At 26.1% G+C, this 12,469-nt stretch carries 12 protein-coding genes; all 12 read right to left on the reverse strand.

The features are described 5' to 3' along the window. Positions 1–27 precede the first annotated feature (27 nt). From PHEL85_RS06960 to PHEL85_RS07015, 12 genes are read right to left on the reverse strand one after another with little or no spacing between them, the layout of a single operon-like run. The gene (locus PHEL85_RS06960) at positions 28–1,128 is read right to left on the reverse strand and encodes a DegT/DnrJ/EryC1/StrS family aminotransferase (protein ID WP_052108472.1); all 1,101 of its coding nucleotides are present in this window, start codon (positions 1,126–1,128) and stop codon (positions 28–30) included. Positions 1,129–1,133: 5 nt separating this feature from the next. Continuing rightward, positions 1,134–2,084, reverse strand: coding sequence for an MraY family glycosyltransferase (locus PHEL85_RS06965; protein ID WP_036822768.1), 951 nt, complete (start codon positions 2,082–2,084; stop codon positions 1,134–1,136). A 4-nt stretch (positions 2,085–2,088) separates the two neighbouring features. Continuing rightward, positions 2,089–3,012, reverse strand: a complete 924-nt coding sequence (locus PHEL85_RS06970) for an NAD-dependent epimerase/dehydratase family protein (RefSeq protein ID WP_036822770.1) — start codon at positions 3,010–3,012, stop codon at positions 2,089–2,091. A gap of 3 nt (positions 3,013–3,015) precedes the next feature. Continuing rightward, positions 3,016–3,762: a glycosyltransferase family 2 protein gene (locus PHEL85_RS06975; protein ID WP_036822772.1), complete on the reverse strand. Its 747-nt coding sequence runs from the start codon at positions 3,760–3,762 to the stop codon at positions 3,016–3,018. A 3-nt stretch (positions 3,763–3,765) separates the two neighbouring features. Continuing rightward, a complete protein-coding gene (locus PHEL85_RS06980) occupies positions 3,766–4,317 on the reverse strand; it encodes a WcaF family extracellular polysaccharide biosynthesis acetyltransferase (RefSeq protein ID WP_036822776.1) in 552 nt (183 codons plus the stop codon). Positions 4,318–4,322: 5 nt separating this feature from the next. Further along, entirely contained in the window at positions 4,323–5,468 is a 1,146-nt protein-coding gene (locus PHEL85_RS06985) for a glycosyltransferase (protein WP_036822779.1), read from the reverse strand. Positions 5,469–5,470: 2 nt separating this feature from the next. Beyond that, positions 5,471–6,622, reverse strand: coding sequence for a glycosyltransferase (locus PHEL85_RS06990; RefSeq protein WP_052108473.1), 1,152 nt, complete (start codon positions 6,620–6,622; stop codon positions 5,471–5,473). Then, positions 6,606–7,970 carry an AMP-binding protein gene (locus PHEL85_RS06995; RefSeq protein ID WP_156109126.1) on the reverse strand — a complete coding sequence of 455 codons (1,365 nt, stop codon included), beginning with the start codon at positions 7,968–7,970 and terminating at the stop codon, positions 6,606–6,608. Before PHEL85_RS06995 ends, PHEL85_RS06990 begins: the two co-directional genes overlap by 17 nt. A gap of 6 nt (positions 7,971–7,976) precedes the next feature. Further along, complete coding sequence (locus PHEL85_RS07000; RefSeq protein ID WP_156109128.1) at positions 7,977–9,065, reverse strand: glycosyltransferase; 1,089 nt, start codon at positions 9,063–9,065, stop codon at positions 7,977–7,979. 4 nt (positions 9,066–9,069) lie between these two features. Beyond that, on the reverse strand, positions 9,070–10,281 hold the full coding sequence (locus tag PHEL85_RS07005; protein ID WP_081965081.1) for an O-antigen ligase family protein: 1,212 nt from the start codon (positions 10,279–10,281) through the stop codon (positions 9,070–9,072). 20 nt (positions 10,282–10,301) lie between these two features. After that, positions 10,302–11,441, reverse strand: a complete 1,140-nt coding sequence (locus tag PHEL85_RS07010) for a glycosyltransferase family 4 protein (protein ID WP_036822789.1) — start codon at positions 11,439–11,441, stop codon at positions 10,302–10,304. 2 nt (positions 11,442–11,443) lie between these two features. After that, on the reverse strand, positions 11,444–12,418 hold the full coding sequence (locus PHEL85_RS07015) for an alpha-2,8-polysialyltransferase family protein (protein WP_036822792.1): 975 nt from the start codon (positions 12,416–12,418) through the stop codon (positions 11,444–11,446). Positions 12,419–12,469: the final 51 nt, after the last annotated feature.

Consider the following 12,469-nt stretch of genomic DNA (forward strand, 5'->3'; position numbering starts at 1 on the left):
TTTATTAATAGATTTTAAAAACCAAATTTACAAAATTTTCTTAATAGAAGTTGAGATTCGTTCTAAATCATTTTCTGTCAGGTTAGAACCAGAAGGCAAACATAAGCCTGAATTAAATAATCCTTCAGAAACACCATCTCCATAAAATGGGCAACCTTTAAAAACAGGTTGTAAATGCATCGGTTTCCATAAAGGTCTTGACTCAATATTATCTTTTAGCAATTGGTTGCTCATATCTTCGTTTGAAAACCCAGCTAATTTCTCGTTAATTAAAATACAAGTTAACCAATGGTTAGAAAAGTAATTGTCATCAGAATTATGAAATACATGAATCCCTTCCATATTCTGAAACAATTCTACATAAAATAAATGAATTTTTCTCCGACTAAGAATGTATTGCTCTATATTTTTTAACTCAGATAAACCAACAGAAGCAGATAATTTATCCATCTTGTAATTATAACCAATTTCTGAATGTTGGTAATAATCAAATTTTTCTTTTGCTTGACTCGCTAAATATATGGCCCTATTTTTATCTTCCTCAGATTTACAAATTAATGCACCTCCTCCAAAAGTGGTTAAAATTTTATTTTCATTAAAAGATATAATACCAAAATCCCCAAAAGTGCCACATTTTTGGTCTTTGTAAGAAGCACCTAATCCACTTGCAGCATCTTCAATTAGTTTAATATCATAAAACTTAGCAATAGAAATAATCGTTTCTATTTTAGATGGCATTCCGTAATTACAGTTTACAATGATTGCTTTTGGTTTTTTATTTAAGGAAATATACTTTTTAATAGTTTGCTCTAATAACAATGGACACATACTCCATTTTTCAATTTCACTATCAATAAAAATAGGTTTTGCTCTTTGATATAAAATTGGGTTTGCAGTTGCTACAAAAGTAAAACTTTGACAAATGACTAAATCATCTTTTTGAACACCAGCTAAAATTAATGCTAAATGAATTGCTGAAGTTCCAGAATTTAAAGCCACTATTTTTTTGTTAGACCCTAAATATTTTTCTAGAGCAACCTCAAAATTTAGAACATTATTATCCTTAAAAGAAGTATTAATTAAAATTTCTTTAAAATTTGGTTTTGATAAGTAAATTTTAGAATCCAAAATAGTTAATTTCTTACTTTTAACTTTTTAAATACCAAGATATAGATCAGGATAAAAAAAGAAATAATACTTATTAAAATTAAAAATTGAGTTTGTAACTCTAATTGATACGTTTTATAAAGAACAACATTTAATAGCAACTGAATAATAGTATAAATTAGTGACACTTTTATGTGTGACATCTTTTTAATATCTACTAACTTTTGGTAGACATGATGCCTATGAGGTTCAAAAACACTTTCGTTTGTAAAAATTTTTCGATATAAAAAGGTGTTTGCAGCATCGGCACCATATACAATAATAGCTAAAATAATTAAAGGCGATTTTAATTCTACATAAAAATAAAGTAATATAAAAAAAATCAGAATACCAATGGTGACACTACCAATATCTCCTGCAAAAAAAACAGCTTTTTTCCTAAAGTTATAAAAACCAAAGACAATGAGTGAAATAAAAGGATATATAATCAAATCTGGATTTATAATTTCTTCATTTAAATTTATAAAATAAAAAATAGATAATACAGCAATAGAATACAAACCTGTAATCCCATTAATTCCATCCATAAAATTAAAAAAATTGATAGTTCCAACACCAAGAATTAAGTAAAACAAGGACAAAGCCTCAATGGGAACACCAACTTGATACAAAACCATCACTACAGATAATAATTGAAATGGAAATCTAATTTTTGAACTTAATGTATAAATATCATCTAAAAAACTAACTATAGAAATCAAAAAAACACCTAAAACAAAGTATGGGTATTGGTAATCATTAAAAAAAAAGAATAATAAAATAGCTATAGGAAAAATAATACCTCCTCCTCTAACAGTTATTTTTGTATGTGAACTTCTTTGATTGGGTTTGTCTATAATTTTAAATTTAACGGCTAGTTTTAGATATAAATAAGATGCTAAAATTAAAATTATTAAAACCAAAAAATATTTTTCCATAAAACTAAAATGATGCGATTGTTTTTTTTATTCCTTTTTCAGTTGACAAAGGTAATTCTTTTTGAATTTCTTTTTTTATTTTTTGATTAGATACTTCATAGTTTTCAGTTAACTTTTGTAACCTTTCAGAATTTATGGGTAATGGTAAAACATCTCCTATTTTGGCTAAAATAGAAACCATAAACTTTGGAATCTGTAATATTTTTGCAGGTCTGTTTATCGTTTTCCCTATAATTCTAACTAAATCTGTTGTTGAAAGAGAAGCATCATCTGCAATGTTATAAACTCCCGGTTTTATACTTTTATTATCAATTAACTCATTGATAATAAAACATAAATTTTCTACAGAAACAAAAGATCTTTTATTAACATATTTACCAAAAGGATATGGAATGCCTTTTGAAACAAAACTATACAATAAATTCAAGTTCCCTTTATTATTAGGTCCATGAATCATACAGGGTCTTAAAATATATACTCTTTTATCTTCAGGTATTTCTTTAGATAAAATATAATTTTCTGCGGCTAGTTTAGATTTCCCATAAACTGTTACCGGGTTAGGTTTTGCATCTTCAGTTAAAAAGCCTTCAACAGTATCTGCTGCTGCTTTTACAGAACTCATATACATAAAAACTTCACAATCACTTTTTAAAAATTGGTCGAACAAAGTTTTTGTTAACTCTGTATTTACTTCAAAATATGCTGCGTCTTCTGAAGTCTTTTTTAAATCATGCGCTTTACCAGCTAGATGAATACAACTATTGGCTTTATTTAGGTTTTCTAAACTTAAGGTTTGATAATTGAGTTCATCTTTGGTTGGGTTTCTAGAGACACCAATGGTCTCTTTTTTCTTACGGGTTAAATAATCGACCAAATTAAGACCAACAAAACCTTTGTTTCCTGTAATGATATGTATATTACTATTCATCAATTACTTTTTATTTAAAAACCCTATTACTTTCCAGAAACCTCTTAATTGTACTTTTAAATAACTAAACTTTATATTATTTCTAGTCAATGCTTTTTTAATTTCTTTCGATATCAATTGATAACTACTAACTCCAGAACTACTTAAACCACCAATTAACATAGAAGTTGTTGTAATATCTGAAAACTTCCATGTAATGTTATGCTTCAGAAAAAAACGTGTGATTAATTCGTAGTCTGCACCAATCGTAAAATCTAAATGATAATTTCCAAATTTATCAAATAATTCTCTTTTAAAAAAAATGGCAGGATGCGCAGGCATAAAACCAATTTTTAGTTTTTCTGGATTCCAGTTTTTTGCAGAGTATTTACGTACCGTTTTTCCCTCTTCATTAAACTGTATAATATTTCCTACAGAAGTATCAATAGTATTATGTAAATGAAAATTTGCTATGTTTTCTAAAACATAATTGTCTGTAAAAATATCATCAGAATTTAAAATGCCAACCAAATCTCCTGTTGCCATTTTAATGCCTTTATTCATTGCGTCATATAAGCCCTTATCTGGTTCAGAAACCCATTGCGTTACGATTTCTTTATACTCCTGAATAAGATGAACAGTAGTGTCTTTAGAACCGCCATCTACAACAATGTATTCTACCTCTTTATAGGTTTGTGCTGCTACTGATTGAAAGGTTTTTTCAATGGTTTTTTCACTGTTGTAACAGACTGTTATTATAGAAATTTTCATTATTTAAAATTCGATTTTTCTTTCTCTAACTTTTATTGCTGGATTACCTTGATAAATCGAATAAGAATCCAAATCTTTGGTCGCAATTGAACCTACTGATAAAATAGCATGAGATTTTAAAGTTACTCCAGGGCAAACAACTGATTTAGCTCCCACCCAAGAACCTTCTTTTAATGTTATTTCTTTTACAATTAAATTAAAAGTAGACTTTTTATAATTATGATTACCACACAATAACATAGCCCCTTGAGAAATACATACATTATTCTCTATTTTTACTTTAGCAAGATTGTCGATCCAAACATTTTCTCCAATCCAAACATTATCTCCCACTTCTAAGAACCAAGGGTATTTTACGTTAACACTTTGCTTGATAACTACATTATTTCCTATTTTTGCTCCAAAAAATCTAAGAATAAAAATCTTTAAACTTGATATTGAATTTAAAGGATTTATAAAAAATAAAATATTTATATAATACCAAATTAATATCTTAATTTTCGAACCAGGTTTATACCAATCGTTATTATAATTTGACAGTTTAACTTTTTTCATTTCGTTTAATTTAAATGAATGAAGTTAGGTTTTTCTGTTTTATTAGACACCCATTCATACATCTTAATCATTTTCTTGGAAACTTCTTCCCAAGTAAACTCTTTTTTAACCAGTTCATACCCATTATTACCTATAACAGCTAATTCTTCATCTGTTAATATATTTATACAGGTGTTTAACCCTTTCAAAATACCTTCTTTAGTTGATGTTATTTCAATTGCAGCTTTTTCATTGAAACCAATATCTAAGTTACACTCTTTAGTCATTAATACAGGGACTTTATAAGACCACGCTTCTAATATCGTCATAGGTAGACCTTCACTATAGGATGGTAAAATAAACAAAGATGCATTTTCATATAATTCTACCTTATCCTTCCCAAAAGCACCATCAATAAATTCAATTTTATTTTGATTTACATTTAAGTTTTTATTAATTTTATTGATTTTCAATTCATAATTACCTTCATCTGGACCAACAATAATAAGATTCCAATTTTCCACATGAACCTCTGCCCAAGCTTCAATTAAATTATCTAGCCCTTTTTTAGGGTGTAATCTAGCCAAGAAAAGAATATTTTTTTCAGATTTGGGTTTATAACTTATATTTAATGGTAAATTTATACCATTGGGTATAATTGCTATAGGTACTTTTTTTGAAATTTTTCTTATATCCTTATATTCTTGCGTACACAACGCATGAACACAATTTGCAGAATTAATATTTCTTTTTTCAAACAATAAAAGTGAAATTTTCTTTTTTAAACTACCATTATTTAATGCCCATTTATCTAACATTCCATGAGGAGAAATTATTTTATAAAACCTATTATTTCTATTCAATTTTAACAATAAAATTGAAGAATACATCCATAATGAATGAAGATGTATTATCGAATCTATTTCAATATTATTAAATAAATGATTTTTAAATTTTTTAGAATAAAAAAAAGCATTTTCTTTTTTGAAGCCGATTGACACACCATTTAATTTTAATCTATCCTTCTGATAGTTTTCATCTTCAAATCCTATAAAAGTTAATTCTTTATTAAAGTAATTTTGTGATACTTTAGAATAATATAACTCCTTAAGTACAGTAAAAATGCCACCTCCTTGTCTTGATAAAAACAAATTTATTATATATACTTTCATAACTATTTATTCAATAATTTTTTCATGATTTCAACCTGATTATAAGGATTGTATAGATTATCGATTACAGTATAACAATCCTTCCTTATTACTTTTCTTTCAAGATTAGAGTTGATCCAATTAAGAATTACTTTTTCTAGTAATTGAATATTATTTTCTTCAAAAAAACAACCTGTAACCCCTTCTTCTATTACTTCTACTTCTGGCATTTGATTAAAAAAATTAGAATGCGTACATACTGGGGTTCCAAAACTTAATGCATGGATAGCTGTTAAACCAACATTACCAGGGGAAACACATAACTCTGCAAAATAAATAAAATTAGCTAACCTCTCTTCATCATAACAAGCTCCGTAAAACTGAACTCTAGCTTCTAAATTTAAATCTTTTACTAACTGTTTAAGTTCTCTTGTTATCTCAGGATCTCCCTTGCCAACTATCAATAAATTTAATTTCTTTTCTTTATTATTAATTGTCTTAAGTGCCTTTATAATTAAATCTAACTTTTTAACACCCGTTAGTCTGCCAACAAAAATAAGATAAGATGCAACTTTGTCTTCAAAAGTAAATTCATTACTAAAGTTATTTATCTTTAAAGTATCTATCTTCTTTCTAATTTTTATGTGTTTATCATAATTTAAAGAGTTAAAAATCACTAAAATCTTCTCTTCTTTTACACCTTCCGTAATTAATAATTTTTCAGCTCTTCTTTCATATAATAAAATTTTATCTGCTGTTTTATAAAATAAAACCCTAATTTTCTTCTTTAGATAAGATTCATTTCCATAAATACCATGTGTCCAATACACAACTTGTATTCTCCTGATTTTACAAATTAACATTGCTAACCAAGTAGAAACAACTTGAATTTCACCTAAAAATATTGCTGTATGAAGATCATCTGTCAAACAACTTTTAATAACTCCACTTTGCCAAATTAAAATTCTTTTCTTTAACCAGTAATTTTTTATGATATGAAGCCTATCAGAATATTTTTGAAAACTTTCTTTTTTAAAGTCAATTTCTTTTATATTTAATTTATTATTAACAGCAAAAAAAAAGTGAAATTCAAAAAAATTAGAGGTTAACAATTTTTCCCACAATAAACCTCTATAATGCGAAGGTATATTTGTAAAATTATAAATTATTTTCATCACTTTTTTTTATATTTTGTATCAAAAATAATCTTTTCCCTGATTTTGTAAATAAGAAAACATTACTATAAATTATTTCTACACTTACTTTTTTATTACATGATAAAGTGGATAATATTTCAAGTTCGAATTCTTCTTTCCAAACACTATCATCTTTATCAATAATTATTGAAATAACACCCGGGATATCTTGTTTTATTTGCCATGTTAAGATAGCTTTAAAAGACTTTAAATGCGCTCCAAAAACTAAGCCTACAAGCATGATTCTTGTTCCATTTTTATCTACTATATAATCTTGTGTTCTTCCTACAATTTTATTAAGAATTACAAAACCATTATCAAAACCACCATATTCTGCTAAATCCCCAGTAGAATATCTTATAAAAGGCTGATAATAATTACCAAATGAACTTAAAACAACTTTACCTACCTCACCCAATTTAACATGTTCATTATTATCATCTAAAACCTCCGTTATACCATAAAATGGCGAACAATAGTATTTTAATGAGTTTGCTTTTGTAAACCCAAATGCACAAGCCTCCGTCATACCGTATTGTGGGTAAACATTAGTATTAAAAATATTACTAATGTTCTTTATCTGATCTTCAGTAATGTTTTCTGATGTTAATAAAATTCCCTTAATAAAATTAAACTTGTTACTCTTTTTAGTTTTCTTAATAAATAAGGCTAACGATTCTAAAGCAGAAGGATATCCCCTTAAAAAAGCAGGTTTATCTTTTAGAATTTTATCAATATATATTTCATAAGTTTTTTTATTCAACTCTAAAACAGATAAATGAACTTTACCATAAGGAAATCCACTACCAACCTTCGTTTTCCAAAAAATAGACATTTCCTTATCCTCTTTTGAAATTCTAGTGCCATCTAAGCTATAAATTAAATCATTCTTTTTATAACCCAGTCTGTCAAAAAAAAATTTTTGATGAGAAAATTCAAAATCTCTTAGATTTGGTGAGATATAAAAATAAAAAGGTGCTCCAGAACTACCTCCGGTATTAGACTTATTTCTTGGATTAAGAAAAAAATTATTACGTATATCATTTTCAGCTTTTCTTAAATCAATCTTAGATAAAACTGGAAAATCTTTAAAAGTGGGCGTTTCATTTTTCGTTAAATTAAAAAATGATTTATAAAATTTTGTTTTTAGTGCACGTTTTCTTAATTGATTAAAACTTCTTTTTTGAAAATCTTCATGATAATTTGTTTTATCAAACCAGTCTGATTTTAAATAAAAGGAAATCTTATTAAGATTATACTTAAATACGGGGTATCTTAAGATCACTGACAAATAATAATAATACTTTGAAATTAAATTAGACATCATAAAAATTTATATTAATTTTTTCACAAATTGGTCAGGGGAATGATCTTCTACATAGTGTTCAAACTTATGGTCTTCAATTTGAATTCTTTTTTCTAAAATATTTTCTATTGCTTTTGAAATATTTAATGGATCTTTAGTATTAATCTGTACTCCTATACCGTATTTTTTAATTAAACAACCTATTAATCCCTCTTTAGGGCCAATTATTGGCTTTTTAAAAACTGAAGCTTTACCAACTATACCACTAGATCCTTCTACCTTTTGATGTAAACATAAAACAATATCTGCTTTTAATAGAATTGTATTAAACACACTTTCCTCTACCCTATCTAGATATACATTACCAAAAAGTGTAGGACATTTTTTCTCTAGAACTCCAATTCTAACTAAAATCTCTTCTTTAAAAACAGTTGAATTTCCTGCAATGCAAATTTCTAATTTATTCAGTTTTTCCTTTTCAAGATTATCCAATGCATCCAAAAATTGAAAAATACCTTTTCTTGGTGAAACTTCACCTAAAAAAGATAACACAAGTTTTTCTCTATTACTGGTGGACAGACTTGGTTCTTCTAAATAATAAACTGGGTCTACTAAATAAGAAAATTTGTTGTTTTTAAATAAATTATTGAATTTAGAGACAGCATCAGTATCATTTAAAATCATTATAGATTTTATATTACAAAATAAAAAAATTGATTTAAATTGAATTGTTTTTAATCTATATTCTTTCTTAGAGATGTTACTCTTCATTAAATATGGCATAAAATAAATACCTGAAATACTATATTTTTTGCCAAAAAAGAACATCAATTTAAAATAATAATTAAAATTTAATAAACAGATTTCATTAACAGAAAACTCCTTTGCAATTTCTTGAATTTGTTTAACTTCTTTAAACTTATCTAGTAAATTTAAAGTTTTTTTTAACACAACAAATACTATATTATCTACATGATGAATATCTTTTCTGTTGTTATAATATTCTTGACTAACTGCTAACACCAACCTTTTACTATTTACTTGATGATATTTTATTATTATATCCAAATATTCTGAATGATGCCCCTTAAACTCATTGTCTACAAATAATTTCATATCTTTAATTCCTTAATTTTAATTTATTTGAATTAATAGCTACTACAACTAACCAAAAAAGAGGATCTAATATAGAGGTACTTAGAAACCCAGTAAAGCATCTCTCTAAAAAAAGAATCATTAGCCATCCAAGATTAGAGTTTGTTTTTAACATTATGTAACCATTTTTAAAAGTTTTTACAAGAATTATTAAGAAAGTTATTCCACCCAACACACCTGTAGCCATTAATGTTTCTAAATACATGTTATGTGCTACATACTTGTAACTCTTAACCTCAAGTGCATCCCCAAAAAAAGGATTTTGTAAAAATTGATTAAAACCATCACCCCATATTGATAATCTAGCAGATCCAGCATCTGCATCACCGCTTTTTATTTGATCAAACAAGAAAGTAAACCTATTTAAAATATCTAAGTCAGATTTTGCCATAAGATAGGCTATACCGATAAAACCTGAAATCCAGATAAAAAGTATTTTAAAAAAATGTTTTTTTGATTTTGATTTCTGTAATGAGACAAAAGCAAGAATAAATAGTACTCCCAAACTTGTATTTCTTGTACCACTCCACGCAATAGCAAATATCGAAATAGATATTAATGTTAAAAAAATAAATAAACTTAATCTTTTTTGATAAAAATAGTCCCAGATTACTATTCCAAACAATGTAAAACCTATGTAGGCAAAAGCCATTGGACTTATAAACTCATCCTTTACTCTTTCCGCAGTATAACCAGCACTCCTATAGTCTGAGCCTAGTTGATCTCTATAAAGAAAAAAACCGATAAATAAAAATGAAAAACAAGTAAAAATCACCCCTTTTTGCGCATATATAACATCTTGCTTTTTTAATGGATACATAAAGGCAAATGAGGGAAGAACAATAAAAGAGAGAAACCTAAATATATATACTTCAGGTTTCAGCCCCATCTCATTAACTCCTAAAAAACCATCATAAAACATTCGAAGAAGTATTAAAAGATAAAAGAAAAATATTAGGTGCAATATCCTTGATTTCGCAAAAACATAAAACAAAGATTTTGAAAACAATAAGTAAATAGAAAAAATGCTAACTAAAATTCTATAGGGAATTGTGAATGATTGGCTTGAATCTTTGAATCCTAGTGTGTATACAAACAATATAACAACTTGTGCCCCCCATAAGCCAAGTGAATATATTAGGAAAGGAATTTTTCTAAAATTTTTGATATCTAACATAATAATCTAACGGTCTATTATTATATTTTAACAACGTAATCTATTAATTCTTTTATTTTCTTTCTATTTGCTGAAAGCGAATAAGTATTAATATAATCTTCATTTAATCTTCTACCCACAACCTCATCAAATTTATAATTTAATATTATATTTTTAAACTCTATTGCCGTATCCGCAACAAAAAAAGAATTGCTATTAATACCTTCTACACCTATTGACGTAGCAATAACAGGTGTACTTAACGCCATAGCTTCAAGGCATTTTAGTCGGGAACCACTACCTTGCAGTAAAGGAATAAATACAGCTTTAGATCTAGCTATATAAGAAGTTATATCCTCTACAGGGCCAATTGGATATACATTTTTAAATTTTTTAGACAATCCTAAATCATATAATATTCTATCTGAATATTTACCGACAATTAAAAGTTTATACTTATTATCAATTTCATCATCCCAAACATTCTGCAGTAACCAGTTTAAACCTTCTACATTCATATAAGCGTTAAAATTGGCAGTCATTACAAAATAATCATCTCTTAAAACATTTTTATCAATACTATACTTTTCTTGATCTAAAAAATTTGGAATTACAAAGATAGATTCATTTATCTTTTTCTTTAAAAATTTATTCTTATCATTGTCACTTACAGTTATTATAGCATCTGCACTCTTAAAATAGAAATTCTCATGCAGCCTCATGGTATAGTATAACTGAAGTTTTCTTATTTTTTGTAAAAAAGTAAGCGCAGGCTCTTGGTCAAATAAGTCAGATTCACAATTATGGGTTCCAATAATTACTTTAAATTTCTTTTGTTTAAAAAAATTAACATATCTACCTGAAAATAAATAGTCTAAAAAAACTAAATCATATTTATTAACTTTTAAGAGACTTTTAAAAAGATTTAAAAGATTTTTATCTGTTGCGTAAATATTAGTAAATAATAGTTTATTAAAAGCAGAAACCCTAGGCTTATCAAAAGAAATATAATCTATATTTTTTATTTTATATTTCTTTAAATCTATATCATTTTCATTTCTGATTACTGCCGTTACTTTAACACCAATACTAGATAGTGCTTTTAATAAACCATAACTTCTTATTCTTTCTCCTCCATTAATTGGAAAAGGTGATAATTCTGTAAAAAAAAGTATATTCATAATTAATTTATTTTACTTATTTTGTGTTTATTAAATAAAACCTTAACACTTTTATAATATGATTGTATTTTATAATTAGTTTTATTCATCTTTACTAAATCACTTAAACATTCATAAGAAGTTATTTTCAGTAAAGAATTTGCATAAATTAAAGTTGATGAAGAAAAACCTATAACATCCATTGGTTTTTTTACTAACAAAATTTCAGCAGGTAAATCACTATCTTTTTCAGGTAATAACTTGAGGTTTTTATTTTTTCTAATTATTTCATTTATCATTTCTATATCATCACGAGGATGAGGTTTAAAGTATATTGTTTTATATTTTAAACCTATTTTACTAAAATAGCTCTCTAAAAAATCAATAAAAATATTTTTATCTATTAAACTGTCTTGCACTAAACTTTGAGATAAAAATAGACATGAATCATTTGATTTTTGTATTTCGTTGCTGTTAACAAAATTAATAGGAATCCAATTAGTATTATTTTTAAGGTGATCAATTTTAAATGTTGTATAAATATTTTTAAATTCCTCTAATTTTATTAAGTTTGGTCTTTTACCCCTAATTTTTACCTTTATAAAGTTTTTTATATTATTAATTGTATTGTACTCACTTTTTTTAGGGTTGTTAAAATGATGCTTTAAATACGTATTAAACCCTTCCTCATAAAGATTCAGGTTTGTTGTTTTATCATAGCATTTATAAAATAATTCAATTTCTACGGAACTGTATCTATTTGAAAAATAAACAGTATCATCAAAGTTAATATCATTAACATCCATCTCTTCAATTGGTAGTATTATAGACATACTATCTCCTAAAAAATCAGATATCATTTTATATATATTAGTAAAATTTTTGTGGTAAACATAATAATAACCAATACTATATGAATTTTGCTCTAATTGAGAAGCTGTTAAAGAACTAAACAGAAATTGAAGAGGACTAGAAAATATAAAAATATTTTTTTTCATTTAAAAAAAATTAAAATAGATAAACTCTACTACTAAAATTGATATTAAAAT

The organism is Polaribacter sp. Hel1_85 (assembly GCF_000766795.1).
Taxonomy (GTDB): domain Bacteria; phylum Bacteroidota; class Bacteroidia; order Flavobacteriales; family Flavobacteriaceae; genus Polaribacter.